This is a genomic window from Haloferax sp. Atlit-10N (genome assembly GCF_003586325.1).
In the GTDB taxonomy this organism is placed as follows: Archaea; Halobacteriota; Halobacteria; order Halobacteriales; family Haloferacaceae; genus Haloferax; species Haloferax prahovense.
The window spans coordinates 555521-581277 of the sequence record NZ_PSYX01000001.1 but is presented as its reverse complement, the minus strand read 5'-3'; the positions used below and the strand labels follow the sequence as shown (position 1 = coordinate 581277).

The window sequence follows — 25757 nt, the reverse complement described above, 5'->3', positions numbered from 1 at the left end:
TCCCGAATCTTTCATTACCCTGCACTACTCAGGCACTTCCATGGAGGTTAACGGACAGTTAGCACTGACGGTGCTCATGGGGGTCTTCCTCATCGCCGTCGCCGCGTGGCTCGCGCGGGTCGAAGACTGGCGGTCGTACACCCCGCTCGCGGGCGGAGGCACGGTCGGTGGTACCGCAGAGCAGTACGTCTCGGAGGAGAAACCATCCGGGGTCATCCGTTGGTTGACGACGGTCGACCACAAGGACATCGGGATGCTCTACGGCGCGTACGCGCTCGTCGCGTTCGCCGTGGGCGGACTCATGGTCGTCCTGATGCGGATTGAACTGGCGGACCCGTCGATGACGCTTATCTCGAACACGTTCTACAACTCGTTGCTCACAAGCCACGGGATTACGATGCTGTTCCTGTTCGGGACGCCCATCATCGCCGCGTTCTCGAACTACTTTATCCCGCTTCTCATCGGCGCGGACGACATGGCGTTCCCGCGCATCAACGCCATCGCCTTTTGGCTCCTGCCGCCGGCGGCGCTGCTCATCTGGGCCGGGTTCTTCCCCATCCCGGACGTCATCCCGGCGCAGACGGCCTGGACGATGTACACGCCGCTCTCCGCCGGTGTCGGCTCCGGCAACCAGATGAACGCCGGCGTCGACCTGATGCTCCTCGGCCTGCACCTCTCCGGTGTCTCGGCCACGATGGGTGCGATCAACTTCATCGCGACCATCTTCACGGAGCGTAACGAGAAAGTCTCGTGGGCGAATCTCGACATCTTCTCGTGGACGATTCTGACCCAGTCGGGCCTCATCCTCTTCGCGTTCCCGCTTCTCGGCAGCGCCATCGTGATGCTGCTTCTCGACCGGAACTTCGGTACGATGTTCTTCTCGGTCGACGGCGGCGCGATTCTCTGGCAACACCTGTTTTGGTTCTTCGGCCACCCCGAAGTGTACATCCTCGTGTTGCCCCCGATGGGCATCGTGAGCCTCGTGCTCCCGCGCTTTGCGGGCCGTCGGCTCTTCGGGTTCAAGTTCGTCGTCTACTCCACGCTCGCCATCGGCGTCCTCTCGTTCGGCGTCTGGGCGCACCACATGTTCGCGACGGGTATCGACCCCCGTCTCCGCGCTTCGTTCATGGCCGTCTCGCTGGCCATCGCGATACCGAGCGCGGTCAAGACGTTCAACTGGATCACGACGATGTGGAACGGGAAGATTCGCCTCACGACGCCGATGCTGTTCTGTATCGGCTTCGTCTCGAACTTCATCATCGGCGGCGTGACGGGCGTCTTCCTCGCGTCGATTCCGGTGGACCTCGTGCTCCACGACACCTACTACGTCGTCGGACACTTCCACTACATCGTCATGGGAGCCATCGCCTTCGCCGGCTTCGCCGGGCTCTACTACTGGTTCCCCATCTACACCGGCCGGATGTACCAGGTCACGCTCGGTAAGTGGCACTTCTGGCTCTCGATGGTCGGGACGAACCTGACGTTCTTCGCGATGATTCTGCTCGGCTACGGCGGGATGCCGCGTCGCTACGCGACCTACCTGCCGCAGTTCGCGACGCTCCATCAGGTCGCCACGGTCGGCGCGCTCATCCTGCTCGTCGGCCAGATAATCTTCGTCTGGAACTTCGTCCAGTCGTGGCTCGAAGGCCGCGAAGTCCAAGACGGCGACCCGTGGGACCTCGCCGACGACGACCTCGTCACGGCCGAGTGGACCTGGTTCGAGCGCAAACTGGAGACGGCCGTCACCGACGGCGGCGAAGAAGAGACCGAACTCGCCACCGACGGCGGACAGACGGTCGACGACGCGGACGCGGAATCCGCGGACGACGCGTAGTCGACGCCGCTCGCCGGCGTTTCGGTTTCATTTTTCGGACGCTATCTTTCGAGAGCGAACGCGCCCGACGACGCTGACTGTCCGTGCGACCGCACTGTCGTTATCGTAGCTGTCGGTCGCTCGCGTGCGCTGAAACATCACGATATCGCCTGCGCCGCCGCTCGCGACGACGGTCACGGTGGAGAAAAGCGACTGCTCTCGATGCGGTGGCGCGGAAAACCGGGGGGTGCTCAGACGACGAGGAGGACGCCCGTCGCGAACATCAGTATCGCGATGGCCCCGAGCACGAGTCCGAGGATATCGGTATCCGACATAGCTCACCCTTAGCGCGTGCGGCAAAAGGTGCATCGGTACGCGGACGGGAACCGCCACCTCCCGAGGCGAACGGAAACCCCTAACAGCGTCCGACCCCGAGCGTGGACCGTGAGTTCGAACGTCGGCGGTCACCGCTTCGTCCTCGGACTGTACGCCGCCCTCGTCGCCGTCGCCGGGGCTGCGGGCTACCTCACGGGCACGTTCGTCTCGGGGCTCAGCCCCCCCCAGTTCCTCTTTCTGGTGCCGTTCCCGCCGACGCCCCTCGGCTTTGCGGCCTACGGTGCGCTGACCATCGCGCTCGTCCTCGGCGTCCCGCTCGCGCTCGTCGTCTACGTCTCGGCAGGACTCGACGACGCGGCCTAATTCGCACGAACGTTCAGCACAAATACTAAGACCGGCGACCGGGACGTGGTAGTATGTATCACGTGGTAATCGGTGTGGATGACGACGCGGAGCACGCGCTCGCGTGCGTCGAAGAGGTCGCGAATCTCCCCGGCGAACCCGACGAGAAGGAGGTGACGCTCGTCCACAGTTTCACCGACAACCCGAGCGGGGCGTCGGCGACGCAGATTCACTCGGTCCGGGAGGCCGGCGAGTTCCTCGAAGACCGCGGTATCGAGTACGACGTCAACGAGTCGTCGGGCGACCCCGCGGAGGTCATCATCGAGTTCGCCGACGAGGAGGACGCAGACCTCATCGTCACCGCCGGGCGGAAGCGCTCGCCGGCGGGGAAGGCGCTGTTCGGGAGCGTCACGCAGACGGTGATTCTGAACTCCGAGCGGCCCGTCATGGTGACGGGCACGACGAAGCGAAAAGACTAGTAGACCCGGTCGAAGAATCCCGCGACTTCGTCGGGGGTCTGACGGCCGGACGCTTGTTCTCGCAGTTCGCCGTCGCGAACGTACAGCACCGTCGGCGCCGCGTCGACCTCGAAGGACCGACAGAACTCGTCGGCCGTCTCGCCGTCGACGCCCACGGCCGCAACGCCGTCCGGGACTCGGTCGAGGATAGCGCCGAGGTCCTCCTTCATCGCGTCACAGGGCTCGCAGAAGCGTCGCCAGACGAAAACGACGGCGTCCGGGTGGTCTGCGAGGTAGGATTCGAAGGTATCGTCGTCGAGTTCGTCGAGCGCGGCCGGCACCGGCGACGACGAGGTCATCTCGACGAGCAGGCCCGCCATGACCAACAGCGAGTCCTGTTCGACCGGCACGTCGAGGAACGACTTCGCCGCGAGGTAGGCGACCACGTCGGCTCTGGTGACGCCGAACTCGTCGAGTCGCTCTTCGACGTTCTCGGGCGCGACGCCGAAGAGGTCCGAGACAGTCCGGTGGAACTCCTCGGTCGAAACCGCGCCGTAGATGTCGTGGTAGACGGCGAGCGTCTGCTCGAACTCCGGCGTTGTCGAGAGCGTCCCGTCGGGCGCTTCGTCGACCGCGCCGGCGGCGATGAGCGTTTCGAGCGCCGTCTCGGGGTCGGCGTGGGTCGCGGCCACGGTCAGACCCCCAGATACCGCTCGCGGGTCTCGTCGTCCTCGCGGAGTTCGTCGGCGCTCCCGTCGAAGACGATGCTCCCCTGGTCGATGACGTACGCGCGGTCGGCGAGCTTGATGGCCGCCGCGGCGTTCTGTTCGACGAGGAGGATGGTCGTGCCCGCGTCGCTGATTCGCTCAACCGCGTTCTCCACGTCCTCGATAATCTTGGGCGCGAGCCCCTCGTACGGCTCGTCGAGGAGAAGCAGGTCCGTGTTCTGCTTCAGAGCGCGCGCGATGGCGAGCATCTGCTGTTCGCCGCCCGAGAGCGTCCCCGCCCGCTGGTCCTTCCGCTCGTCCAGTCGAGGGAACTGGTCGTAGACCTCCTCGGTCGACATCCCCTTGTGACCGAACGACAGCGACCGACCCCACGTGTTGGACTTGTTGTTGACCACCTCGGCGAGGTGGAGGTTCTCCGCGACCGAGAGGTTCGGGAAGATGCGTCGCTCCTCGGGCACGAGGGAGATTCCCTGCACCGACACGTCTTCCGCGGCGACGCCCGTGATGTCGCCGCCCTTGAACCGAATTTGCCCCTTCCGAACGTCGGGCGGCGTCGCGCCGGCGATACACCGGAGCGTGGTGGTCTTGCCCGCGCCGTTGCGGCCGAGGAGCGCGCATATCTCGCCCTCCTCGACGCTCATCGAGAGGTCGCGGATGATGTGGCTCTCGCCGTAGTAGGCGTCGATACCGTCGATTTCGAGGAGGCTCATAGCTCGACACCTCCGAGGTACGCCTCTTGGACGGCTTCGTTGCCCCGAATCTCGTCGGGGGTCCCCTCGGCGATGATGCCGCCGCGGCTGAGGACGACGATGCGATCTGAGATGCTGAAGACGATTTCCATGTCGTGTTCGACGAGGACGAACGTGAGCCCGTGGTCGCGTTTGACCCGCTCGATGAGGTCGACCGTCGACTTCGTCTCCTCGGGAGACATGCCGGCGGTCGGTTCGTCCATGAGAAGCAGGTCGGGCTCGCTCGCGAGTGCGATACCGATTTCGAGGCGACGCTTGTCGCCGTAGGGAAGGTCGGTTGCGATAGTGTCCGCGCGGTCCAACAGCCCGACCGAGTCGAGCGTGTCGCGGGCGACGCCGTGTACGTCGGTGAGGCTGTCGCGGTGTTTCAGGAACTCGAAGCCGAACGCGCCGCGCTCGGCCGCCAGCGCCGCGATTTCGGCGTTCTCCCTGACGGTGAGGTCGGGGAAGATAGAGGCGGTCTGGAACGACTTCGAGACGCCGCGTTGGACCACCTGATGCGGTTCGAGGCCGACGATTGACTCGCCTTTGAACCGGATATCGCCGCTCGTCGGGTCGAGCCGTCGCGTGATGAGATTGATGAGCGTCGACTTCCCCGCGCCGTTCGGGCCGATGATAGAGACGCGCTCGTCCTCCTCGACGGTGAGGTTCACGTCGTCGGTCGCGACGAGGCCGCCGAACTCCTTGACGAGGTTCTCCGTTTCGAGGAGGGTCATTGGCCGCCACCTCCGTTCTCGGAGCGCGCGCGAAGTCGCTTCGCCGCCTTCGAACCGAGGTCGACCGCGAGTTCGCGGAGCCGGTTCAGGATGCCCCACAGGCCGTCCGGAACGACCCAGACGACCGCGACGAAGACGACGCCCAAGAGCAGGTGCCAGTAGAACCCGAAGTCCCGGACGAGCACGATGCCCGTGAAGGGAATCGTCAGCGCCTGGATGGTGCTGACGATGTTCTCGATGTAGAGGTACAGTCCGACACCGAGGACCGGTCCGAACATCGAGCCCGCGCCGCCGAGGACGGTCATGACGACGATGTCGCCGGACTCCGTCCAGAACAGCGACTGGAGCGGAACGTACGCACCGTGGATGGTAAAGAGGCTCCCGGCGACGCCCGCGAACCCGCCCGAGATGATGAACGCCATGAGCTTGTACCGCCAGACGTTGAGTCCGACGAACTCCGCACGCTGTTCGTTCTCCCGGATGGCGCGAAACACCATCCCGTACGGGGAGTTGAGGATGCGGTAGGCGACCGCGACCGCGCCGACGAAGAAGACGCCGACGAAGGCGTAGAGCCACGTTCCGAGGAGCATCCCGCCGATTGACGGCACGTCCGCTTCGAGGTGGATGACGCCGAGGAAACTGCCGACCTCGACGCCGGTCAGGCCGTTTTCGCCGTTGGTCAGGAACGCCAGCGGCGACGCGGCCATGTAGTAGAACATTTGGGCGAACGCCAGCGTGAGGATGGAAAAGTAGATGCCGCCGCGGCGGAGCGACAGGAAGCCGAGCACCCACGCGAGGAGCACGGCGAAAAGCGTCCCCGAGACGACCATCACGATGGGGTCGCCGCTGACGTTCTTGGCGACGATGCCCGCGGCGTACGCCGCGCCGCCCCAGAAGGCCGCGTGGCCGAACGAGAGCAGTCCGGTGTAGCCGAGCAGCAGGTCGAAGCCGATGGCGAAGATGCCCCAGATGAGGATGAGCGTCGCGAGGCTCTGGTAGCCCTGCAGGAACCCCGAGACGACGGGTGCGCGGGCGAAGAGGTACGGGAACACCGCGACGAGAATGGCCGTGATACCGACGACCGTCCCCTCCCGGCCGCGGAGTTTCTCCCAGCGACCGAAGAGGGTGCCGCCGACGAGCGCGTCCTTCGCGCTCGGGTTGGCGTCCTTCTCGCTCATGGCGTCACCTCTTCGTCGCCGAGGAGGCCCTGCGGCCTCGTCAGGAGGACGATGGCCGCGATGGCGTACAGGCCGACCTGCGACCACGCGGGCGCGAAGGAGACGAGCGCGGCGGTCGTGAGGCCGAAGACGATGCCGCCGAGGACCGCGCCGGCGATGCTTCCGACCCCGCCGATGACGACCGTCAGGAACGCCGGGACGAGGATGTTCGTCCCGATGGTCGGGTTGACGACGTTCAGCGGGCCGCCGACGACGCCCGCCACCCCGGCGAGCGCCGCGCCGATACCGAAGACCACGATGTACGGGCGGGTGATTTTGATGCCGAGGAGTCGGACCATCTCGGCGTCGCGGGTGCCGGCGCGAACGACGAGACCGAAGTCGGTGTACTCGACGAGCAGGTACACGAGCGCCACGAGGACGGCCGTGATACCGATGACCCAGAGCCGCCACTGCGGGAAGTTACCCACGATGGGCAGCGCTATCGGGCCGGAGACGGGGATGCCGGCGAACGAGCCGACAGAGAGGATTCGCTCGGGCTGTTCGAACGGCAGGCTGTTGCTGCCGAACAGGACGCGGAACAGCTCCTGGACGACGATTGCGAGGCCGAACGTGACGAGAATCTGGTCGGTGTCGGGACGGTCGTAGAACGCTCGCGCGAGGTACCGCTCCATCAGCAGGCCGACCCCGAAGACGAAAAGCGGGACAAAAAGCAGGGCGGCCAGAAAGCCGATGTCGAGCCCGAAGCTCGAAAAGCCCCACTCGGCCAGTTTCCCGTTCGAAAGCGGGACGTTCAGCGCGACGAACAGCCCCGCGTACGTGCCGACGAGATACAGCGCGCCGTGCGCGAAGTTGACGAACTTGAGCGTGCCGAGGATGATGGAGAGACCGACCGCCAAGAGGACGTAGATAGCCCCCTGCTGCAGCCCGTTGAGCAGGATGACGAGTACGTCCGACAGAAGGCTCATCGCCCCCCACCTCCGCCTCGGATGTTCGAAGCGCGAACTACCATGGGTATGCTAAACTTACTCATTTACGTGTGCGTGGTTGTCTGCGATTAACTTTCATTAAGATAACGGTGGGGGTGAGTGTCTACTCGTAGGACCCGAGTTCACACTCGGCCGCCGGCCCGGCGTCGCACGCGTAGCCGAGGTCGTCGCGGCTGGTGATGTTGACGATGTTGAAGTACGTCCCCTCGCTCTGCTCGGAGGCGGGAAGCCCCTGGACGACCGGCACGTCTCGCTGCGCCTGGTGGTCACAGCCGCGCATCGTCTCCGAGCCCATCCCGATGTTGTCGTACTCGTAGTCTTCGAGTTGCTTGATGACCTCCGGCGGGTAGAACGTGCCCGCGCGCTCGACGGCGGCCGCGTACTGGAGCGTCTGTGCGTACGCCAGTTGAGCGGGGCCCGATGGCGTCCGGTCGTACTCGTCTCGGAACGCCTGCGTGAACTCCTGCGACGGCGTGTTGTCTATCTGCGAGTCCCACGCGACGGTGCCGTAGATTCCCTCTATCGCACCGCCCGCCGCCTCCGCCATCGGGCGGTTGTACAGCGGAACGATGATTTCCATGTCCTCGTCGATGCCGGCGTCGATGGCCTGCTGCATGGAGTTCGCGCCGTCGAGGCCGTAGTGGTTCAAGATGAGCACGTCCGCACCGGAGCTCTGTGCCTCCGAGAGGTACGTCGAGTAGTCGGACGTTCCGAGCGGGGTCGCGACCGACTCGATCTGCTCCCACCCGGCCACGTCCGTCATGAACTGCTCCATCGACGCCTGCTGGGTCTGCCCCCAACTATAGTCGGCGTAGAGCTGGTAGAACTGCAGGCCCTCTCCGTAGGCGTCGCGGACGACCGGTGCGAGCGCCTGCCCCGTCATGTAGGCGTTGAACATCTCGCGGAAGGAGTAGCGGACGCAGTCTTTTCCGGTGGTGTCGTTCGAGTGCGTCAGACAGCACATGAACATGACTTTCTCGTTTTGACACAGCCCCTGCACCGCGATGGCGACCGCCGAGGACGACCCGCCCGAAATCATGATGGCGTCGTCGCGCTGAATCATCCCCGAGGCGGACTGCCGCGCCTGGTCCGCGTCCGTGGCCGTGTCCCCGTCCACGTGGTCGATGGTGTAGCCGAGGACGCCGTCGCCGGAGAGGTCGTCGAACTGCGAGTCGACCCAGCCGCCGCCCTCGTTGAGGTGCTTCACCGCGAGCTGATAGGCCCGAAGCTCGTCTTCACCCTCCGAGGCGTACGGTCCCGACTGCGGGACGTTGAAGCCGAACGTGGCCGTGTCACCCTCGATGGGGAAGTTGCCCAGCGCCGGATACTCGTCGTCTCCGCCGCCACCCCCTCCACCGCCGCTTCCGTCGCCACCGTTACTCCCGTCGCCGCCGCCGGTGCACCCCGCCAGCCCTGCCAAGCCAGCGGTCCCAACAGCACCAGTCGCCTTCAGCACGTCTCGTCGATTTAGAGACTTGTTATCCCGTGCCATAGACACATCGGCGGATACATCGTTAATAATAGTTATGTATGGATTCCCTATTACTTGTATTAACAATAATGATAGAATCGGGTCGTCTACGGGATAGTACAAGGGGCCACCAGCCGGAGGCACCGGTGGAGCGGGCGCTTCGTTACGTCCCACGCGTTGCAGACGTAAAATACGCGCCGGTGGCGGACTTGCTCGCCACGTTCGTCCCCCTTAGGCCGGTCGTCGAAGGCGGTAAACAGAGCCAACGAACTCGATTCAGTGGGGGCGCTGCGCCCGCGAGTCCGCAGCGTCGCCGACCGCCTGGGCGAGTCCACTATCGGTTCACAACTATCAGAATACTAGATATATATACGCGGATTCCACCGTTTCAACGTGATTCTCCCGGTTCGACAGCGACCGTTAAGCTCCTGCTCTTCGTGAATGTCCGATTTATAACTAACCCGGCAAAGCGCAAATAACGCATCAGCCACACTCGTGGCAGCCACTATGACAAACGACACGAACGACGGATTCAGACCGACAAGACGCTCCGTGCTCCGACTCGGCGCGATGTCGGCGATCGGTATCGGTATCGGCATCCCCGCGGTCTCCGGCTCCGTGGCGGCGACCATCGATTGTCCCAAGACGCCCGGCTACTGGGCGAACCACCCAGAAACGTGGCCTGGCGACGAACTGACAATCGCGGGTGTAACGAAATCGAACGAGGACTGGCAAGAGATTCTGCTCGACCCGCCGAGAGGTGACAAGGCGGTCATAATGCTGAAGCACTACATCGCCACCGTCCTCAACCTTCGGACGCTCCAATCGGGGTGCACCAGCGCGACAATCAAGTACGGCTATTACGAGGGCTACACCATCGAGGAAGTCAAGAACATGGCCGGCACGTGGCTCAGACACACCTCGTCATGGCAGAACGGTAGCAAGCAGACGAGCTGGTACGCCAACGACATGGACGGCGAGAAGCTCAAAGACACCCTCGACGCGTTCAACAACAATCCGGCCTCGCTCGGCCTCGACTGCGGCTGCGACGACCGCTGAACCGCGCTCGGCCCTCGAACGAAAACCAGACCCCGCGACCGCGGTTAAGAGTCGGCTACCCGCAGAAATGCGGACTTAACGCGGTCGTTCCTATCCTTCCCCGACCATCCGCCCTTCGTCTTCCCACTCCCGCTCGCGCAGTTCGTACTTCTGAATCTTCCCGGTCGCGGTCTTCGGGAGTTCGGCGACGAACTCGATTTCCTTCGGCACCTTGTACGTCGCGATGCGCTCCCGGCAGAACTCGATGAGCGCCTCGGCGGTGACACCCGGCGCGTCGGGGTCGCCGCTCGTCGGCACGACGAACGCCTTCGGCGACTCGCCCCACTCGTCGGACGGAACGGGGATGACCGCCACGTCGCCGACGGCGTCGTGGTCGAACAGCGTGTCCTCCAGTTCGATGCTGGAGATGTTCTCGCCGCCGGAGATGATGATGTCCTTCTTGCGGTCCTGGATGCTGATGAAGCCGTTCTCGTCGACGACCGCGAGGTCGCCCATGTGGTAATATCCTTCCAGCCGCGCCGAGAAGGCCTCCTCCGTCTCCTCGGGTTTGTTCCAGTACTTCTCCATCACCTGGTTGCCCGCGACGACGATTTCGCCGATGGACTGGTCGTCTCTCGGCACGTCGGTTCCGTCCTCGTCGACGACGCGAACGTCGGTGCCGAGGTAGCCGATGCCCTGTTTCTTCTTCACGCCGAAGCGGTCGTCGCCGTCTGTCAGGTAGCGACCGGCCTCCGAGGTCGTGATGAGCGGTCCGGTCTCGGTGGCTCCGTAAACGTGCATGAGCCGCCAGCCGAACTCGTCTTCGACGGTCCGAATCGTCGCCTCCGGCGGGGCCGCGCCCGCGGTCGCCGCCCGGACGGGGCTCGCGCCGGTCGTCTCGACGCCCCCCGCCTCGCGGTAGTGTTTCATCAGGATGTTCAGCACCGTCGGCGCGGCGCAGAGATACGACACGTCCTCGTCGCGGATGGCGTCTAACACGGTCTCGGCGTCGACCCCGCGGGTGCAGACGTGCTTCGCGCCGTGTCCGGTAATCGCGTAGATGTGGCCCCAGCCGTTGACGTGGAACATCGGGAGCGTCCAGAGGTAGACGTCGTCGTCGGCGATATCCTGGTGCATCGAGACGAGGTAGGCGTGAATCGTCTCGGCGCGGTGGGTCCGACAGACGCCCTTCGGGTCGCCGGTCGTCCCCGAGGTGTAGTTGATGGTGACGATGTCGTCTTCGTCCATCTCCGGGCGCTCGTAGTCGGTCGACTCCGCGACCAACTCGTCGAAGTCGAGCCACTCGCCGTCGGTCGATTCGGCGGCCTTCTCGGGGTCGTTCGTGACGAAAATCTCCGTCGGAATCTCGTCGCGGACCTCGTCTATCTTCTCGGCGAAGGCGTAGTCGGCGTAGACGGCCGTCACGTCCGCGTCGTTCAGCATGTACTCGAAGTCGGCCGGGACGAGCCGGTAGTTCAGCGGCATGTGTACGGCTCCGAGCTGCATCGACCCGTAGGCGGCTTCGAGGTGGTAGTGCGTGTTCGGGTCGAGCACTGCGACCCGGTCGCCCTTCTCGACGCCGCGGGACTGGAGCGCCGCCGAGAAGCCGTCGGCGCGCTCGCCGAGTTCGTCGTAGGTAAAGCGCTCGCCCGTCGTCGCCACGACCGCCTCCTCGTCCCCGTAGTACCGCCGCGCGCGGTCGAGGAACTCCGTCACCAGGAGTGGTTTCTTCATACGCGCTATCCTTCACTAACGTTCAAAATAAATGTGCGGGCTGGTACCGCGGCGCGAATCATTGTGAACAATTCGCACACCGAGCGACAATAGCCCACGACTCGGGCCGCGAGAGACTATATTACTACACAAACTATGCAGGAAAATACCTTATTCGTGGAGTTCGTAGCGCGCGTATGGCGCTTTCAGACTACACCGGGCGCTCGCCGACGGGGCGGGACGAGACCATCGTCCGCGTCGTCCCCCACCGACTGTGGCGTCCGGGCGACGAGCGAATCGAACCGTGTACCTACAGCGGCGAGGAGATTCGGCTCTCCGAGAAACACCTCCTCGCCGTGGTCGAACGAGACGGCGTCCGGGAACGGCTGTACTTCCGCGACGAGCCGTCGCTGTCGGCGTGGGTCGAAGAAAAGCCGCGATAGGACGGAGCCGACGGTGGTGGAGCCGGTGGTTACTCGCTTTCGACCTGCCGCTGAATCGACTCGACGATTTCGGGGTTCCGGAGCGTCGTCGTGTCACCGAGTTCCTCGCCGTTCGCGATTTCCTCGAGGAGGCGGCGCATGATCTTCCCGGACCGCGTCTTCGGCAGTTCGGGCGTGAACACGACCATCTCGGGGCGGGCGATGGGACCGATGGCGTCCTCGACGCCCTCGATGATGCGTTTTCGCATCTCGTCGTCTTCGTCCTGTCCCTCCTCGGTGATGACGTAGGCGTAGACGGCCTCGCCTTTCACCTCGTGATTGCCGCCGACGACCGCCGCCTCGGCGACGCCCTCGACGCCGACGATAGCCGACTCGATTTCCATCGTCCCGAGGCGGTGGCCCGAGACGTTGATGACGTCGTCAACGCGCCCGAGGATGGTTATGTAGTCGTCGCCGTCGATTTTCGCGCCGTCCTCGGGGAAGTAGACCCAGTCGTCGGGGTCGTCGCTGTCGGTGTCGGAGTACTCCTGCCAGTACTCCTGGATGAAGCGCTCGTCGTTCTTGTAGAGCGTCCGGAGCATCCCCGGCCACGGCTTGTTCACCGTGAGATAGCCCGCGCGTCCGGCGTCGACCTGCTTGCCGCTCGTGTCGACGATTTGGGCGTCGATGCCCGGGAGCGGCGGCCCGGCGGACCCGGGTTTCATCTTCTTGATTCCCGGGAGGGTCGTTATCATCATGCCGCCGGTCTCGGTCTGCCACCACGTGTCCACGACCGGGCAGTCCTCGTTGCCGATGTGCTTGTAGTACCACTTCCACGCCCGCGGATTGATGGGCTCACCGACTGTGCCGAGCAGGCGGAGGCTCGACAGGTCGTGCTGTTCGGGGAACCTGCTGCCCCATTTCATGAACGCGCGAATCGCCGTCGGCGCGGTGTAGAAGATGTCGACGGCGTACTTCTCGATGATGTCCCACAGGCGGTCGCGGTTGGGGAAGTCGGGCGTCCCCTCGTACATGACCGTCGTCGTCCCCAGCGCCAGCGGCCCGTAGACGATGTAGGAGTGGCCCGTAATCCAGCCGATGTCGGCCGAACACCAGTACGTGTCTTCCTTCTCGATGTCGAGGACGGTGTGGGAGGTCCACGCCGCGTACGCGAGGTAGCCGCCGGTGGTGTGCTTGACGCCCTTCGGCTGTCCCGTCGTCCCCGAGGTGTACATCAGGAACAGCATGTCTTCGGCGTCGCGCTCGACGGGGTCGACGCGCTCGCCGGCGTGCTCGTCGAGGAGGTCGTCCCAGTCGTGCTGGTTGCCCTTCAGGTCGTGGCCGAAGCCGTCGTCGCCGAGGCGGTCGACGACGACCGTGGCGTCGACGCCGTGGTCGACGCCGTCGAGGCCCTCGTTGGCCTTGTCGAGGTGGTCGAGCGGGTCGCCACGGCGGTAGTAGCCGTCGCAGGTGACGAGGAACTGGGAGTCCGCGGCGTTCATCCGCGTCGCCAGCGCGTCGGCGGAGAAGCCGCCGAAGACGACCGAGTGCGGCGCGCCGATGCGAGCGCAGGCCAGCATGGCGATGGGCAGTTCGGGAATCATCGGCATGTACAGCGTGACCACGTCGTCCTCCTCGACGCCGAGGTCGCGCAGCGCCGCCGCGAACTCGTTCACCTCGCGATAGAGGTCCTGATAGGTGTAGGTCCGCGTCTCGCCGTGTTCACCCTCCCACTTGATGGCGACGCGGTTCTTGTCCCCGTTCTCGACGTGGCGGTCGACGCAGTTGTACGAGACGTTGAGCTTGCCGCCCGTGAACCACTTGTAGAACGGCGGGTTCGAGTCGTCCAGCACCTCGTCGTACTCTTCGTCCCAGTCGAGCATCTCGGCGGCCCCCTCCCAACACTCGGGCCAGTTCTCCTCGAACTCGTCGTAGACGGCCGGGTCGGAGACGTTCGCTTGCGCGACGAACTCCTCGGAGGGTTCGAACTCCTCTTGCTCGACCAGCCGTGCCTCCAGTTCGGTGTCACCGTCTGCCATAGTACGTGCTAACTACACCAATCCTCCATGATAAATCTATGTAGTCCAGCAGTCCGAGCGGGGACTCTCGCCGCGGGTGGTCACCGGTCCGTCGGTCGGTTACGCGAGCCGGCGGTGCGCGTTCCAGTCAGCGAACGTTCATGTCATCCCCAACGTTTCGGGCGGGCTCGCCGCGCCGGCGACGCTCACATCACGCCGATAGTCTCGCGGTAGGTGCCGTACTCTTCGGCGAACACATCCATGATTTCGCCCATCGTGACGTACTCCTTGGCGGCGTCGACGAGCACCGGCATGACGTTCCCGCCGTCGCGGACCGTCTCGCGGAGTTCGTCGAGGGCGGCTTCGACCGCCTCGTCGTCGCGGTCGTCCTTGACGGATTCGAGGCGCGAGAGCTGTCGGTCCTGCACCTCGTCTTCGACGTGCAGCAGGTCGGGACGGCTGTCGTCGTCGCTGGCGTACTTGTTGACGCCGACGACGACCTCCTCGCCGTCTTCGACCCGCGACTGGTACTCGTAGGACGCCTCGCTTATCTCGCGGTGGTAGTACCCCTCGTCGATACCGGCGAGGACGCCGTCGCGGACCGAGCCGTCGCCCATCTCTCGAATCTCCTCGATGTAGGCCATCGCCTCGGCCTCGATTTCGTCGGTCAGCGTCTCCACGAAGAAGCTCCCGCCGAGGGGGTCGATGACGTCGGCCGCGCCCGACTCCTCGGCGATTATCTGCTGGGTCCGCAGGGCGACGGTGACGGCCTCCTCCGAGGGGAGCGCCAGCGCCTCGTCGAAGCTGTTCGTGTGGAGCGACTGCGTGCCGCCGAGGACGCCCGCGAGCGCCTGAATCGTGACGCGGACGATGTTGTTGAGCGGCTGTTGGGCCGTCAGCGACTGCCCCGCCGTCTGGGTGTGGAACTTCAACTGCTTCGAGCGCTCGTCTTCGGCGTCGTACCACTCCGACATCACGTCGTGGTAGATGCGACGGGCGGCGCGGAACTTCGCCACCTCCTCGAAGATGGAGTTGTGGGAGTTGAAGAAAAACGACAGCTGGGGGGCGAACTCGTCCACGTCGAGGCCGCGGTCCACCGCGTCTTCGACGTAGGCGAAGCCGTCGGCGAGCGTGAACGCGAGTTCCTGAATCGCCGTCGACCCGGCCTCGCGGATGTGGTAGCCCGACACCGAGATGGGTCGGATGCGCGGAGTCTCCTCGGCGGCGAACTCGACGGTGTCGGTGACGAGTTTGAGCGACGGTTCCGGCGGGATGACCCACTCCTTCTGCGCGATGAACTCCTTGAGCATGTCGTTCTGGAAGGTGCCACCTATCTGCTCGCGGGGGACGCCGCGGTTGTCCGCGAGCGCGACGTACATGGCGAAGACGACCGGCGCGGAGGGGTTGATGGTAAAGGAGGTCGTCACCTCACCGATGTCGATGCCGTCGAACAGCACCTCCATGTCGCGGAGGGTGTCGACGGCGACGCCCTCCTTTCCGACCTCACCGTCGGAAAGCGGGTCGTCGGAGTCCTTGCCCATGAGGGAGGGCATGTCGAACGCTGTCGAGAGCCCGGTCTGACCGTTCTCGATGAGGTAGTGGAAGCGCTCGTTGGTCTCTTTCGCCGTGCCGAAGCCGGCGAACTGCCGCATGGTCCACGTCCGCCCGCGGAACATCGTTGGGTACACCCCGCGCGTGTACGGGGACTCGCCGGGGAAGCCGAGGTCCGATTCGTAGTCGAGGTCGGCCACGTCGTCGGGGGTGTAGAGGTCCTCGACCTCGTGGTTCGAGACGGTGGCGAACCGGTCTTTGCGCTCGCCGCCCTTCTCCACGAAGGGGTCGCGGGTCTCCGATTCCCACTCGTCGCGCGCCTCGCGGATGGACGCCAAATCTTCCTCGTCGTACATGCTCGTGAATCCGTATGGACGATGATTAAGGATTCGGGTCGAAGTCGACCCGCCGGACGGCACGGGTCCGCCCCCGACGCTTCGACGCACAGACCATCGCGCATATCACCCCCCGAAGACCTAGCCACCGGCATGTACGACCGCGCGACAGGCACGGGGACCCTCGATGCGGCGGCTCACCCCGCCGGGGCCCCCGCATCCGACGGGGTCGAGCGCTGACCGATGGCGCTCGTCACGCCCGAGACGACCCGCTGGGTCGCCGCCGCGACGGCGCTCGTCTTCGTCCTCGCGAGCGTCTCCTTCGTCGTCCCGGCCTCCGGGTCCGTCGCGCCGGTCCCCTTCGACGACACCGTCAAGACCGGCGGCACGTCGGTCGACGTTCGCACGGCCGAAGTCGAGGGCTTCGAAGTCCCGCTCGCACAGGTCCACTTCTCGCGGTACCGCTTCATCATCGGCTACTACGACGTGACCACGGCCGCCGCCGACGTGTCCACGTCCGAGAGCGCCCGCCAGTTCGGCGACCCCCTCGCGGTGTTCGTCACCGACTACGCGACGGTCTCGCCCGCACTCGACGACGACGGCTACCTCCGAACCGAACACAACCGCAACCCCGGCTGGACGAAAGCGTCCGAGGCGTCGTTCGTCGTGGACTCCGGCGCGCGAGTCCCCTCCGGGGCGATTGCCGTCCCGTTTTCCGACGCCGACGCGGCCCGCTCGTTCGCGGAGGCTCACGGCGGCACGGTCGTCGATTGGGCGACGCTCCGCGACCGCGCCGGCGACCCGCTTTCGTCACGGCTCGACGCCTTCGAGTCGTCGGTCGCCGCCCACCACGAGTGGGCGAACCAGACCACCGCTGCGAGTGATGCGCTGTTCGACAGGCCCGTCTCGACCGTCGTCGGCGAGGACGCGCCGACCGTCGAAGCCGCCGTCACGTCGGCCCCCGCGAACACGACCGTCTACGTCCCCGCGGGCACCTACTCGGTCGACGCGGTCGAACTGAACCGCTCGATTACGCTCCTCGGGGCCGGGCCCGAGACGAGACTCGTCGGCGACGGAAACGGGAGCGTCGTCCACCTCCGCGCCGAACGGAGCGCGGTCGGGAACCTCTCCGTGTCCGGCGTCGGCGAGGTTGGAACCCGCCGGGTCCGCGCCAGCAACGAGTCCGTCGACTGGGACACCCGGGTCGAACTCGCCTACGGCCGCGGCGACGCCGGGGTCGTCCTCGACGGCGCGAACGAGTCGGCCGTCCGCGGGGTCGAAATCGACACGCCAGCGAGCGGCATCATCGCCCGCGAGAGCGCCGACAGCGTCGTCGACGATGTAACCGTCCGCGGGGCCGACGAGCCCTCCGAGGGCTTCATGGGCGTCGTCCTCATCGGCGAGCGGTCGGTCGTGCAGGACTCGACGTTCATCGACGGCCGCGACGGCGTCTACACCCACCGCGCCGACGGGAGCGTCGTCCGCGACAACCGCATGGAAGACGGTCGCTACGGCGTCCACCAGATGTACACCTCGGACGCGCTCGTCGCCGACAACGTCGTCCGCGGGGACCGCATCGGCGTCGTCCTCATGACCCGGCCCGTCGGCAACCTCGTCGTCGGAAACGACGTGCGCGAGTCGGAGTTCGGGTTCATGCCCGCCGGGAGCGACACCTACGTCGCTGACAACGTCTTCGCCGGCAACGGCTACGGCATGGACGTGAGCGGCGACCGGCAGGTGTACGTCGGAAACGTCGTCGCCGGAAACGGGGTCGGCATCCGCGGGAGTTCGACGTTCCCGACGAACGTCGTCGTCCGAAACGACATCGTCGACAACGACGTGCGCGTCGAGTCGTCGCTCGGCCCGATGCGGACCTGGACCGCCGACGGCGAGGGCAACTACTGGGGCGACCTCCCGCTCGAAGACGCCGACGGCGACGGGGTCTACGACCGAGCGTACCAACCCTCCGGGGCGGTCGACGCCGAACTCGGCCGCGAACCCGGCGCGCTCGCGCTCTCGGAGTCGCCCGCGGTGCGCGCGCTCCGCCGCGCCCGCGACGCGGTGTCTGGCCTCCGCGGGTCCGGCGTGGTCGACGCCGCGCCGCGGACCGAACCGGTCCGCCCCGAGACGCTCGCCGCCCTGAACGCGACGGAGGAGACCGATGACTGACCGCGACCGGACGAACCCGGCGACTGACGAAAGCGAGACAGACCCGACGGCCGATGGAACCACGACGCCACCGACGACCGACGGAGACACCACGATGCCGAATCCCGAACCAGCGACGACCGCCGAGACCGCTTCCGACGAATCGACGGGCGAGAGTGCCGCCGCCGACGCCGACGCCGCGACCGCCGAGAGCGGCCGACCGGCCATCGCCGCGACCGACCTCAGCCACGCCTTCGGCGACGTGCGCGTCCTCGACGGCGTCTCGCTGTCGGTCGCCCCCGGCGAAATCGTCGCGCTCGTCGGCCCCAACGGCTCGGGGAAGTCCACGCTCCTGCGGTTTCTCGCTCGGGTCCGCGCGCCCGACGAGGGAACGGTCACCATCGGAGCCAGTGACGGGCGCGCCCGCGTGGGCTACCTCCCGCAACAGCCCGGCTTCCGCGCCGGCTTCTCTGCGACCGACACGCTCGACTTCTACGCGCAGTTCGTGGGCGACCCCGTGGACGTGGCCGACGTGTTGGAGCGAGTCGGCCTCGCGGGCGCCACCGACCGCCGGGTCGACGCGCTCTCCGGCGGGATGACGCGCTTGCTCGGCCTCGGGCGGGCGCTCGTCGGCGACCCGGCCGTGGTCGTCCTCGACGAACCGGCCAGCGGCCTCGACCCCGGCATGGTCGAACGGCTGTTCGACATCGTCTCCGACCTCGCCGACGCGGGCGTCGCGGTCGTCCTCTCGTCGCACAACCTCGGCCCCGTCGAGCGGACCGCCGACCGCGTGGTCGTCCTCGACGGCGGGCGGTTCGTCGCCGACGGCGACCCGCGAGCGGTGGTCGAGTCGGTCGGCGCGGCCGACCTCCAGACCGCCTTCGGCGACCTCGTGGCGACCGAGGAGGTGACGGGGAGATGAGCGCCGACGGCCGAGACAGCCTCGGCGACCTGTTCGCCATCGCGGCCCGGGAGCTTCGAACGGTGGTCAGAACCCCGGCTGTCGTCGCGCTCTCGGTCGTCTTCGCGCTGACCGTCGTCGCGGTCGCGGCCGCGGGCTCCGGCGCGCGCGGCGGCTACGTCCCGCTCGTCCTCGACTTGGCCCCGTTCGTGGAGGCGCTCGTCCCGCTTCTCGCCGTCGCGCTCTGCTACCGGGCGGTGCTCTCGGACCGCGAGTCGGGCGAACTCGACGTGCTCAGGACGTTCGACGTGTCTCGCCCGGCCTACGTCGGCGGCGTCTACCTCGGCCGGGGGCTCGCGCTCGTGTTCGTCGTCTTCGGGTCGCTGCTCGCCGCGGGCGCGACCGTCCCCGTCCTCTCGCCGCCGGACCCGACGTTCCTCGCGCTGAACGAGGCCGCCGACTCGCCGGTCGCGTTCCTCCGGTTTTCGGTCCTCGCGGTCCTGTTCGCCCTCGCGGTCGCGGCCGTCGCGCTCGCCGTCTCGGCCGCCGCGCGGACCGCTCGGCAGGCAATCGCGCTCGCCGTCGGCCTGCTCGTCGCCTTCGTCGTCGGCGTCGACGCCGCCGCCGTCGCCGGACTGGCCTCGGGGAACCTCGGCATCGACGCGGTCCCGCTCGTGCTCGCGGCGAGCCCGAACGGCGCGTTTCGGTCGCTCGTTCTCGGCGTCGCCGTCGAGACCGGCGGTTCGACCTCGCCGGTCGCGGCGCTTACGGGCCTCGTCGGGTGGGTCGCCGTCGCGCTCGCGGTCGCGGTGCTGACGGCGTGGCGACCGGTAGAATAGTGCTGGGCAGTGCTGGACAGCGCTGGGCGGGCGAGCAGGCGGTCGAAGCGCCTACCCGAAGTTCTCGACCTTCGCCGCGTCGGCGTCACCGCCGGCCGCTTCGACCGCGTCGGTCGCGCGCTCGACGAAGTCGGCGAAGCCGTAGACGAACACCTGCTCGCCCTCGTCGCCGGTGAGCGCATCGGAGACGGCGTCGGCGAGGTCGGAGTCGTCGCCGGTGACGACGACGCTCGCGCCGTCGTCCCGGATCGCCGCGAGGCGTTCTTCGTGCGCTGGCGCGTCGTCGAGGTAGACCACGGCGGCCTCGTTGCCGTCGGCGACCGCGGCCTCGGCGATGCCGACCGCGGGGCCGACGCCGGGGCCGCCCGCGAGGACGACCACGCGCGACTCGCCGTCGTAGTAGCTCTGACCGAACGGCCCGGAGACCTCGACGTCGTCGCCGGCGGCGAGCGAGTCGAGGTGCTGGCTGAACGGCCCGGCCTCCTCGGGGTCGATGCCGACGGTCACCTCGAACGTGTCGCCGACGCCGGGCGACGAGAGCGTGTAGAACCGCGCGTACGACTCGCCGTCGACCTCGGCGGAGAGCTTGACGAACTGGCCCGGTTCGGCCTCGAAGCCGTCGGGCGTCTCGAACTCGATGGCGACCGTTCCGGGGCCGACGTCGCGGACCGCGGCGACGGTGACGATTGCGTCCATGCGAGCGGCTTGGTCGCAGGCTCACAAGGGCCTTGCCTTCCCGGACGCGCGCGCCGGAGAGCAGGACAAACCGTCCCGGCCGTGCACATAGTGTGAACCGGAAAGAATTGCCACGAGAGGGCAAAACACACCTTGATTGGATGTTCGTCCAGTTATTCCCCGTATGTGCGGCCTCTTATTTCATATAATCATCTCAATCAGCGTCTCTAAAACTTGTTCGTTAAATTTCCATATGTTACCGGTACCGTCGTTTAACACCAATTTTCAGAAGGCTTTTGACCCGGCTATGGGTAGATTTCACTCAGCATGCCTGCGGACTTCAACTGGGCCATCGGCGGCGAGGCTGGCGATGGCATCGACTCCACGGGGAAGATTTTCGCTCAGGCGCTATCCCGGGCTGGACGCCACGTGTTCACCTCTAAGGACTTCGCTTCGCGAATCCGGGGCGGATACACCGCGTACAAGGTTCGGACTGCCATCGACCCCGTACAGAGCGTCGTCGACCGACTCGACGTGCTCATCGCACTCACACAACGAACAATCGACGAGAACCTCGACGAACTGCACGAGGGCTCCGTCATCATCTACGACGGCGACCGCTCGACGATGGCGGACGTCGAAATCCCCGAGGGAATGGTCGGGCTGGACATCCCCCTCAAGGCGCTCGCCGAGGAGGCGGGCGGCGCTATCATGCGCAACGTCGTCGCGCTCGGCGCGGCGTGCGCCGTCGCGGACTTCCCCATCGAGAACCTCGACAGCGCACTGCAGAAGCGCTTCGGCGGGAAGGGCGAGGCCATCGTCGAGAACAACAAGAAGGCGGCTCGCGCGGGCCTCGAATACGTCCACGACGAGTACGACCACGAGTTCGACTACGACCTCGAGACGACCGACGAGGACTACGTGCTCATCAACGGCGACCAAGCCATCGGCATGGGCGCCATCGCCGCCGGTTGCCGCTTCTACGCCGGCTACCCCATCACGCCCGCGACGGACGTGATGGAGTATCTCACCGGCCGTATCGAACGCTACGGCGGTCACGTCGTACAGGCGGAAGACGAACTCGCGGCCATCAACCTCGCGCTCGGTGCGGCACGCGCCGGCGCGCGGTCGATGACCGCGACGTCCGGTCCGGGTATCGACCTGATGACCGAGACGTTCGGTCTCGTCGCCACCTCGGAGACGCCGCTCGTCATCGTCGACGTGATGCGCTCGGGCCCCTCGACGGGGATGCCGACCAAGCAGGAACAGGGCGACCTCAACATGATGCTCTACGGCGGCCACGGCGAGATTCCGCGCTTCGTCGTCGCGCCGACGAGCATCGACGAGTGCTTCTGGAAGACCGTCGAAGCGTTCAACTTCGCCGAGAAGTATCAGGTTCCGGTCTACGTCGCGGCCGACCTCGCGATGGCGGTCACGGAACAGACGTTCTCCCCCGAGGCGTTCGACATGGACGAAGTCGAAATCGACCGCGGCAAGGTCGTCGACGACGACTCCATCGACGAGTGGCTCGACGAGGAAGGTCGCTTCCAGCCGCACGCGCTCACTGACGACGGCGTCAGCCCGCGCGCGTTCCCCGGCACGGAACAGGGCGCACACATGTCGACCGGTCTCGAACACGACGAACTCGGTCGGCGGACCGAAGACCGGTCGATGCGCGTCGAGCAGGTCGACAAGCGCGACCGGAAGGTCGAGACCGCAAAGGAGACCGAGGACTTCTCGCCGCGCGAGTTCGGTGACGCCGATTCCGACACGCTCATCCTCTCGTGGGGCTCCAACGAGGGCGCGCTCGTCGAGGCGCTCGACTTCCTCGAAGCGGACGGCATCGACGTTCGGTTCCTGTCGGTCCCGTACATGTTCCCGCGGCCGGACCTCACCGAGGAAATCGAGGCGGCAGACGAGGTCATCGTCGTCGAGTGTAACGCGACGGGGCAGTTCGCCAACGTCGTCGAGCACGACACATTGACCCGTGTCAAGCGCATTAACAAGTACGACGGCGTCCGCTTCAAGGCGGACGAACTCGCAGACGAAATCAAAGCCACCCTCGACGCAGAGGAGGTCTCAGCATGAGCTCAAACGTCCGCTTCACCGACTTCAAGTCAGACAAACAACCGACCTGGTGTCCCGGCTGTGGGGACTTCGGGACGATGAACGGCATCATGAAAGCCCTCGCCAACTCCGGCACCGACCCCGACAACACGTTCATGGTCGCCGGCATCGGCTGTTCCGGGAAAATCGGGACGTACATGCACTCGTACGCCATCCACGGCGTCCACGGGCGCTCGCTCCCGGTCGCCGCCGGCGTCAAGCTGGCGAACCCCGACCTGACCGTCGTCGCCGCCGGCGGCGACGGTGACGGCTACTCCATCGGTGCGGGCCACTTCATCCACGCCGTCCGCCGCAACGTGGACATGGCCTACACCGTCATGGACAACCGCATCTACGGCCTCACGAAGGGTCAGGCCTCGCCGACCTCGCGCGAGGACTTCGAGACCTCGACGACCCCCGAAGGACCGAAGCAGCCCCCGGTCAACCCGCTCGCGCTGTCGCTCGCGGCCGGCGGCACGTTCATCGCGCAGTCGTTCGCGACGGACCACAAGCGCCACGCGGAAATCGTCCAGGAGGCCATCGAGCACGACGGCTTCGGCTTCGTGAACGTGTTCAGTCCGTGTGTCACGTTCAACGACGTGGACACCTACGACTACTTCCGCGACAACCTCGTGGACCTCGCGGACACCGACCACGACCCGACCGACTACGACGCGGCCAAAGAGAAGATTCTCGACTCGTCGAAGGAGTACGAGGGCGTCATCTACAAGGACGAAAGCTCCGTCTCCTACGAGGAGAAGTTCGGCGTCGACCAGAACATGTCGGACATCCCGTCGGGCGCGCCCGACGACGCGATGGACCTCGTCCGCGAGTTCTACTAACGACTCCCGCCGAACTCGCGGTCGACGCCGCGCCGCTCGCTCATCGAACTTCGACCGTTCTTTCGACCGTCCCCGGATGCTCGACAGCGCCCGCGAGCGCCGCGACCGCCTCGGTCTCGTCCACGTCGGCCCCGTGGACCGCGAGAACGACCACCACGTCGCCGTCGTGTTCGACCGTCGCGAGGTGGAGTCTCACTTCGGCCGTCCCGCCCTCGTAGGCGACCGTCTCGCCGTCGACTGCGGTCTCGCCGGCTTCGACTTCGACCGTGCCAGCGTAGGTGACGAGTTCCGTCTCCGACCCGAGCATCGTGACGTTCCGTGCGCCGACCTCGCGGACGCCGTTGACCTCTGGGACGTTTCCGAGCGCCTGCGCGTCGGCCAGCAAGTCGAGACCGGCCGCGACAAGGTCGCGGTTGCCGAGGTTCGAAAGCGGGTTGACCGACTGGCCGGCGACTTCGGCGTTCGGCGACGAGACGACCACGAGGGCCGTGATATCGTCGTCGTCGGTCGTCTTCGAGTATCCGGACACCCAGACGTCCGCGCCGACGGAGCGAGAGGCGGGACCGACGCCGACGTCGTACGAAATCGGGACGACGGTGCTGTTGCCGTGGACGTAACCGTGTGCCTCGTAAGCCGACGCGGGAATCGTCGCGGGCTGGGCCGCGAACGTGGTCGAGCCGCCGAGTCCACCGAGGCATCCCGCGAGCGCGACGACGAGCGCGAGCGCGAGGGCTGTGCGTAGTTGAGGCATGCTACCTAGAGGCGCTCTGAGAGTATGACAGTCTCGCCGCCGCGAAAAAGACCGATTCGGACCGCTCCCGAAAGATTTCCGTCGACCGCTGGTTACTCTACCGACTCGACGTGGAGTCGGTAGCGCGTCCCGCAATCGAGACACCGGGCGTCGTCGGATTCGATGAGTTCCGTCACCAACACCTCGCCGAACTCGCAGTTCGGACACTCGTAGACGAGCGAGTCACCCGCGATGCGGTGTGCGAACGCGTTCGTGTTCTCTTCTGTCAACGGCTCTGATGCGGACGACATTCCTGATCACCGTTCAGATATGCTACCACATGTCACATAAACTATCCGCCGCCAAGCGTCGAGCGGCGTCGGGAGGCATCGGGGAGCGAACATCTGAGACCCCGTGTGACACACTCTCGGGCCATGGGAGCCGGAAATTCGCCCGCCCTTTCGGAACGCCTTTTCAACTCGCGGCCCACGGTCCGACCATGACGGAGAACGCCGCTTCAGCAGACGATGCACCGCGGGCGAACGGGATGCCGATGCTCGGGCTCGGGACGTGGCAAAACACGAACGCCGACGAGTGTCGCAACGCGGTGCAGACGGCGCTGGAGATGGGCTACCGCCACATCGACACCGCCCAAGCGTACGAGAACGAAGCGGAGGTCGGCGAGGGCATCGCTGCCGCCGACGTCGACCGCGACGAGGTGTTCCTCGCGACGAAGGTGTGGGCCGACAAGCTGTCCCACGACGACGTCATCGAAAGCACGGAAGAGAGCCTCGAAAAGCTCGGCGTAGACTACGTCGACCTCCTGTACGTCCACTGGCCGTCCCGCGAGTACGACGCCGAAGAGACTCTCGCGGCGTTCGACGAACTCGTCGAACGCGGGCTGACAAAGCGCGTCGGCATCTCCAACTTCGAGCCCGAACAGGTCCGCGAGGCCGTCGAACTGTCCGAGTCGGGCGCCTTCGCCAACCAAATCGAGATGCACCCGCTCCTCCAGCAGGAAGAGCTCCGCGAGGTCTGCGCCGAGGAGGACATCGAAATCGTCGCGTACTCGCCGCTCGCCCGCGGGAACGTTTTCGACGTCGACGTGCTGTCCGACATCGCCGAGAAGCACGACGCGAGCGAGGCGCAGGTGTCCTTGGCGTGGCTCCGCGAGAAAGGCGTCACCGCGATTCCGAAGGCGACGAGCGAGGGCCACATCCGCGACAACTGGGAGTCGCTCGCGCTCGACCTCGACGACGAAGACGTGGCCGCCATCGACGCCATCCAGACCGAAGAGCGCTGCATCGACCCCGACTTCGCGCCCTGGTAAGCGACTGAACCCGCGTTTTTCCGGTTCGCCTCTCGATTCGCCGTCGGAAGCCGCAACGGATTTGTCGAACGGGTCCCGACAGAATCGCATGGAGTTCGACCTCCCCAAGACAGTCGCGTTGCTCGTCGCGCTCGTCGTCGTCGGAACCGCGGCCCTCGTCGGGATGGGCGTCATGGCCACGAGTACCGTACTGATGATGGTGACGCCCGCGATGCTCGTCTTCGGGGCCGTCTGTCTCGCCATCGGCGTCAAGCACGGCGAGTACCGAGCGGCGAACTAACGGCGCGGAACGAAGCGAAAAAGCGGCACGGAAGACCGCAACTCTCGTTTTC

24 protein-coding genes are annotated in these 25757 nt (G+C 66.0%); 12 read left to right on the top strand and 12 right to left on the bottom strand.

Annotated features, from left to right (window positions below; all coding sequences use genetic code 11):
* Positions 1-76: 76 nt before the first annotated feature.
* The 3 genes from C5B91_RS03020 (at position 77) to C5B91_RS03010 (ending at position 2970) form a co-directional block, all read left to right on the top strand.
* Entirely contained in the window at positions 77-1834 is a 1758-nt protein-coding gene (locus C5B91_RS03020; protein ID WP_004972520.1) for a cbb3-type cytochrome c oxidase subunit I, read from the top strand.
* 423 nt (positions 1835-2257) lie between these two features.
* A complete protein-coding gene (locus C5B91_RS03015; protein ID WP_115819072.1) occupies positions 2258-2512 on the top strand; it encodes a cox cluster protein in 255 nt (84 codons plus the stop codon).
* Positions 2513-2565: 53 nt separating this feature from the next.
* Positions 2566-2970 (top strand): universal stress protein, encoded by a 405-nt coding sequence (locus C5B91_RS03010; RefSeq protein ID WP_004972522.1) that lies wholly within the window; start codon positions 2566-2568, stop codon positions 2968-2970.
* Here the strand turns inward: C5B91_RS03010 and C5B91_RS03005 are convergent.
* The 6 genes from C5B91_RS03005 to C5B91_RS02980 all read right to left on the bottom strand — a co-directional run bounded on the left by C5B91_RS03005 (position 2967) and on the right by C5B91_RS02980 (position 8726).
* Positions 2967-3641, bottom strand: coding sequence for a thioredoxin family protein (locus tag C5B91_RS03005; protein ID WP_115819071.1), 675 nt, complete (start codon positions 3639-3641; stop codon positions 2967-2969). The genes C5B91_RS03010 and C5B91_RS03005 overlap by 4 nt on opposite strands.
* A 2-nt stretch (positions 3642-3643) precedes the next feature.
* Positions 3644-4387 carry an ABC transporter ATP-binding protein gene (locus C5B91_RS03000; RefSeq protein WP_049968205.1) on the bottom strand — a complete coding sequence of 248 codons (744 nt, stop codon included), beginning with the start codon at positions 4385-4387 and terminating at the stop codon, positions 3644-3646.
* Positions 4384-5142, bottom strand: a complete 759-nt coding sequence (locus tag C5B91_RS02995) for an ABC transporter ATP-binding protein (RefSeq protein ID WP_008092404.1) — start codon at positions 5140-5142, stop codon at positions 4384-4386. The genes C5B91_RS03000 and C5B91_RS02995 overlap by 4 nt, the downstream gene beginning before the upstream one ends.
* A complete protein-coding gene (locus C5B91_RS02990) occupies positions 5139-6320 on the bottom strand; it encodes a branched-chain amino acid ABC transporter permease (protein ID WP_004972526.1) in 1182 nt (393 codons plus the stop codon). The genes C5B91_RS02995 and C5B91_RS02990 overlap by 4 nt, the downstream gene beginning before the upstream one ends.
* A complete protein-coding gene (locus tag C5B91_RS02985) occupies positions 6317-7285 on the bottom strand; it encodes a branched-chain amino acid ABC transporter permease (RefSeq protein ID WP_008092402.1) in 969 nt (322 codons plus the stop codon). The genes C5B91_RS02990 and C5B91_RS02985 overlap by 4 nt, the downstream gene beginning before the upstream one ends.
* Before the next feature lie 124 nt (positions 7286-7409).
* Positions 7410-8726 carry a substrate-binding protein gene (locus C5B91_RS02980; protein ID WP_199514432.1) on the bottom strand — a complete coding sequence of 439 codons (1317 nt, stop codon included), beginning with the start codon at positions 8724-8726 and terminating at the stop codon, positions 7410-7412.
* A 558-nt stretch (positions 8727-9284) separates the two neighbouring features.
* Between C5B91_RS02980 and C5B91_RS02970 the strand changes: the two genes are divergently transcribed.
* Positions 9285-9836: a hypothetical protein gene (locus tag C5B91_RS02970; RefSeq protein WP_049913381.1), complete on the top strand. Its 552-nt coding sequence runs from the start codon at positions 9285-9287 to the stop codon at positions 9834-9836.
* 90 nt (positions 9837-9926) lie between these two features.
* Here the strand turns inward: C5B91_RS02970 and C5B91_RS02965 are convergent, their stop codons facing one another.
* On the bottom strand, positions 9927-11549 hold the full coding sequence (locus C5B91_RS02965) for a long-chain-fatty-acid--CoA ligase (protein ID WP_008092398.1): 1623 nt from the start codon (positions 11547-11549) through the stop codon (positions 9927-9929).
* Between the two features lie 176 nt (positions 11550-11725).
* Between C5B91_RS02965 and C5B91_RS02960 the strand changes: the two genes are divergently transcribed.
* Positions 11726-11971 (top strand): hypothetical protein, encoded by a 246-nt coding sequence (locus tag C5B91_RS02960; RefSeq protein ID WP_004972531.1) that lies wholly within the window; start codon positions 11726-11728, stop codon positions 11969-11971.
* Positions 11972-12000: 29 nt separating this feature from the next.
* On the opposite strand, the gene acs is transcribed toward C5B91_RS02960, so the two are convergent.
* Positions 12001-13989 carry an acetate--CoA ligase gene (gene acs, locus C5B91_RS02955; protein ID WP_115819070.1) on the bottom strand — a complete coding sequence of 663 codons (1989 nt, stop codon included), beginning with the start codon at positions 13987-13989 and terminating at the stop codon, positions 12001-12003.
* A gap of 185 nt (positions 13990-14174) precedes the next feature.
* On the bottom strand, positions 14175-15875 hold the full coding sequence (locus C5B91_RS02950; RefSeq protein WP_115819069.1) for a methylmalonyl-CoA mutase: 1701 nt from the start codon (positions 15873-15875) through the stop codon (positions 14175-14177).
* 222 nt (positions 15876-16097) lie between these two features.
* Here C5B91_RS02950 and C5B91_RS02945 point away from each other — a divergent pair, with 222 nt between their 5' ends.
* The 3 genes from C5B91_RS02945 (at position 16098) to C5B91_RS02935 (ending at position 19742) form a co-directional block, all read left to right on the top strand.
* Positions 16098-18023: a NosD domain-containing protein gene (locus C5B91_RS02945; protein WP_115819068.1), complete on the top strand. Its 1926-nt coding sequence runs from the start codon at positions 16098-16100 to the stop codon at positions 18021-18023.
* Between the two features lie 94 nt (positions 18024-18117).
* The gene (locus C5B91_RS02940) at positions 18118-18924 is read left to right on the top strand and encodes an ABC transporter ATP-binding protein (RefSeq protein WP_115819303.1); all 807 of its coding nucleotides are present in this window, start codon (positions 18118-18120) and stop codon (positions 18922-18924) included.
* Complete coding sequence (locus tag C5B91_RS02935) at positions 18921-19742, top strand: ABC transporter permease (RefSeq protein WP_008092393.1); 822 nt, start codon at positions 18921-18923, stop codon at positions 19740-19742. Before C5B91_RS02940 ends, C5B91_RS02935 begins: the two co-directional genes overlap by 4 nt.
* A 51-nt stretch (positions 19743-19793) precedes the next feature.
* Here the strand turns inward: C5B91_RS02935 and C5B91_RS02930 are convergent, their stop codons facing one another.
* Complete coding sequence (locus C5B91_RS02930) at positions 19794-20438, bottom strand: FAD-dependent oxidoreductase (RefSeq protein WP_008092392.1); 645 nt, start codon at positions 20436-20438, stop codon at positions 19794-19796.
* A 306-nt stretch (positions 20439-20744) separates the two neighbouring features.
* On the opposite strand from C5B91_RS02930, the gene C5B91_RS02925 reads away from it, so the two are divergent.
* Complete coding sequence (locus tag C5B91_RS02925; RefSeq protein ID WP_008092391.1) at positions 20745-22505, top strand: 2-oxoacid:acceptor oxidoreductase subunit alpha; 1761 nt, start codon at positions 20745-20747, stop codon at positions 22503-22505.
* The gene (locus tag C5B91_RS02920) at positions 22502-23365 is read left to right on the top strand and encodes a 2-oxoacid:ferredoxin oxidoreductase subunit beta (protein ID WP_004972539.1); all 864 of its coding nucleotides are present in this window, start codon (positions 22502-22504) and stop codon (positions 23363-23365) included. The genes C5B91_RS02925 and C5B91_RS02920 overlap by 4 nt, the downstream gene beginning before the upstream one ends.
* Positions 23366-23405: 40 nt before the next feature.
* Here C5B91_RS02920 and C5B91_RS02915 read toward each other — a convergent pair whose 3' ends face one another.
* Entirely contained in the window at positions 23406-24116 is a 711-nt protein-coding gene (locus tag C5B91_RS02915) for a DUF6517 family protein (protein WP_049968198.1), read from the bottom strand.
* A gap of 92 nt (positions 24117-24208) precedes the next feature.
* Entirely contained in the window at positions 24209-24406 is a 198-nt protein-coding gene (locus C5B91_RS02910; RefSeq protein ID WP_049904942.1) for a hypothetical protein, read from the bottom strand.
* 236 nt (positions 24407-24642) lie between these two features.
* Between C5B91_RS02910 and C5B91_RS02905 the strand changes: the two genes are divergently transcribed.
* Together C5B91_RS02905 and C5B91_RS02900 are read left to right on the top strand one after the other, a co-directional pair.
* Complete coding sequence (locus C5B91_RS02905; protein WP_049913401.1) at positions 24643-25425, top strand: aldo/keto reductase; 783 nt, start codon at positions 24643-24645, stop codon at positions 25423-25425.
* Between the two features lie 88 nt (positions 25426-25513).
* A complete protein-coding gene (locus tag C5B91_RS02900; protein ID WP_004972543.1) occupies positions 25514-25705 on the top strand; it encodes a hypothetical protein in 192 nt (63 codons plus the stop codon).
* The last annotated feature ends 52 nt before the right edge of the window (positions 25706-25757 follow it).

Bases quoted from the DNA above. Each gene is read 5' to 3' on its own strand.
- C5B91_RS03020 (WP_004972520.1), top strand. From the start codon at position 77: ATGGGGGTCTTCCTCATCGCCGTCGCCGCGTGGCTCGCGCGGGTCGAA.
- C5B91_RS03010 (WP_004972522.1), top strand. From the start codon at position 2,566: ATGTATCACGTGGTAATCGGTGTGGATGACGACGCGGAGCACGCGCTC.
- C5B91_RS03000 (WP_049968205.1), bottom strand. From the start codon at position 4,387: ATGAGCCTCCTCGAAATCGACGGTATCGACGCCTACTACGGCGAGAGC.
- C5B91_RS02995 (WP_008092404.1), bottom strand. From the start codon at position 5,142: ATGACCCTCCTCGAAACGGAGAACCTCGTCAAGGAGTTCGGCGGCCTC.
- C5B91_RS02990 (WP_004972526.1), bottom strand. From the start codon at position 6,320: ATGAGCGAGAAGGACGCCAACCCGAGCGCGAAGGACGCGCTCGTCGGC.
- C5B91_RS02985 (WP_008092402.1), bottom strand. From the start codon at position 7,285: ATGAGCCTTCTGTCGGACGTACTCGTCATCCTGCTCAACGGGCTGCAG.
- C5B91_RS02970 (WP_049913381.1), top strand. From the start codon at position 9,285: ATGACAAACGACACGAACGACGGATTCAGACCGACAAGACGCTCCGTG.
- C5B91_RS02965 (WP_008092398.1), bottom strand. From the start codon at position 11,549: ATGAAGAAACCACTCCTGGTGACGGAGTTCCTCGACCGCGCGCGGCGG.
- C5B91_RS02960 (WP_004972531.1), top strand. From the start codon at position 11,726: ATGGCGCTTTCAGACTACACCGGGCGCTCGCCGACGGGGCGGGACGAG.
- acs (WP_115819070.1), bottom strand. From the start codon at position 13,989: ATGGCAGACGGTGACACCGAACTGGAGGCACGGCTGGTCGAGCAAGAG.
- C5B91_RS02950 (WP_115819069.1), bottom strand. From the start codon at position 15,875: ATGTACGACGAGGAAGATTTGGCGTCCATCCGCGAGGCGCGCGACGAG.
- C5B91_RS02945 (WP_115819068.1), top strand. From the start codon at position 16,098: ATGGCGCTCGTCACGCCCGAGACGACCCGCTGGGTCGCCGCCGCGACG.
- C5B91_RS02940 (WP_115819303.1), top strand. From the start codon at position 18,118: ATGCCGAATCCCGAACCAGCGACGACCGCCGAGACCGCTTCCGACGAA.
- C5B91_RS02935 (WP_008092393.1), top strand. From the start codon at position 18,921: ATGAGCGCCGACGGCCGAGACAGCCTCGGCGACCTGTTCGCCATCGCG.
- C5B91_RS02930 (WP_008092392.1), bottom strand. From the start codon at position 20,438: ATGGACGCAATCGTCACCGTCGCCGCGGTCCGCGACGTCGGCCCCGGA.
- C5B91_RS02925 (WP_008092391.1), top strand. From the start codon at position 20,745: ATGCCTGCGGACTTCAACTGGGCCATCGGCGGCGAGGCTGGCGATGGC.
- C5B91_RS02920 (WP_004972539.1), top strand. From the start codon at position 22,502: ATGAGCTCAAACGTCCGCTTCACCGACTTCAAGTCAGACAAACAACCG.
- C5B91_RS02915 (WP_049968198.1), bottom strand. From the start codon at position 24,116: ATGCCTCAACTACGCACAGCCCTCGCGCTCGCGCTCGTCGTCGCGCTC.
- C5B91_RS02910 (WP_049904942.1), bottom strand. From the start codon at position 24,406: ATGTCGTCCGCATCAGAGCCGTTGACAGAAGAGAACACGAACGCGTTC.
- C5B91_RS02905 (WP_049913401.1), top strand. From the start codon at position 24,643: ATGCCGATGCTCGGGCTCGGGACGTGGCAAAACACGAACGCCGACGAG.
- C5B91_RS02900 (WP_004972543.1), top strand. From the start codon at position 25,514: ATGGAGTTCGACCTCCCCAAGACAGTCGCGTTGCTCGTCGCGCTCGTC.